This window comes from Pseudomonas sp. B6(2017) (genome assembly GCF_002112765.1).
GTDB lineage: Bacteria > Pseudomonadota > Gammaproteobacteria > Pseudomonadales > Pseudomonadaceae > Aquipseudomonas > Aquipseudomonas piscis.
In genome coordinates this window covers 1-877 of the sequence record NZ_NEIQ01000069.1, presented here as the reverse complement: position 1 = coordinate 877, position 877 = coordinate 1, and the positions used below count along the sequence as shown (strand labels likewise).

The window sequence follows — 877 nt, the reverse complement described above, 5'->3', positions numbered from 1 at the left end:
GACCTGGGGATCGATACCCCGGAAACGGATCTGCTGTTGCAACTGATCGAGCTCAACGGCGGTGGCTATCAGCGCCATCTGCTCACACCGGGGGTAATCGATAAGGCCCACTACGAGGAGACCCGCGCGGCCTGCACCGATGAGCAGTACCGCCAGTTGATCCTGGGGGAGTTCCTCAAATGAGCATCATCCGCCAGATCCTGCTGGGCCTGGCCCTGGTCGGCGTGCTGGGCCTGCTGGCCTGGAATCAGGAACAACGCATCGAGGTCGCCGACAAGAGTCGGGAGTTGGCCGAGAAAGACATGCGGGATGCGTTGGCCGCGGCCGGGCGAAGCGAGGGCAAAGCCAATGCCCTGGAAGCGGCCCTATCCGGCGAGCGCGAGGCCCAAACCCGCCTGCGCACTGAACAGGACCTGCTCCGCCAGGGGCTCGCCAAACGACAACTCACCATCGAGGGACTGAAACGTGAAAACGCTGACCTGCGCGCTTGGGCTGCTCAGCCCTTGCCTGATGCTGCTCGCCGGCTGCGCGAGCGACCCGCCCTCACCGGCGCCGACGCTTATCGTCAGTGGCTGTCCGGCCGTGGTGCCCTGCAGCCTGCCGGCGACCAGCCCAAGCAGTAACGGCGAGCTGATGAACGACCAGGACACCGCCGAGGCCGCCTGGGCCGAATGCGCGGGCCAGGTCGACATGATCTACCGCTACCAGCAGGCCAAGCCATGAACAAACCCGAGAGCCTACGGGTACACCTGCTCGACCGTGTCCCGGAACTACGTCACAACCCTGACCGGCTGCTGATCTTCATCGACAACGGCAAGGTCCGCTGCACCGCGGCCGCCAGCCTCTCGTTCGAGTACAGCTATGACCTGCAGGTGAT

The 877-nt window shown here is 64.8% G+C and carries 3 protein-coding genes and 1 pseudogene; all 4 read left to right on the top strand.

What is annotated here, in order from left to right; genetic code table 11:
- The coding region (locus CAG11_RS33740; protein WP_158091461.1) for a hypothetical protein at window positions 1-183 on the top strand (183 nt) is incomplete at its 5' end.
- Complete coding sequence (gene lysB / locus CAG11_RS34340) at window positions 180-623, top strand: Rz-like lysis system protein LysB (protein ID WP_085600881.1); 444 nt, start codon at window positions 180-182, stop codon at window positions 621-623. The genes CAG11_RS33740 and lysB, both read left to right, overlap by 4 nt.
- Window positions 541-723, top strand: a pseudogene (gene lysC / locus CAG11_RS33955) (Rz1-like lysis system protein LysC); the annotation flags it as partial. The gene lysB and the pseudogene lysC, both read left to right, overlap by 83 nt.
- A partial coding sequence (locus CAG11_RS33005) for a phage tail protein (protein WP_178081838.1) occupies window positions 720-877 on the top strand: 158 nt, incomplete at its 3' end. The pseudogene lysC and the gene CAG11_RS33005, both read left to right, overlap by 4 nt.

What these genes read in the sequence shown, in the direction of transcription:
- lysB (WP_085600881.1), top strand. Translation starts at nt 180, where the DNA reads ATGAGCATCATCCGCCAGATCCTGCTGGGCCTGGCCCTGGTCGGCGTG.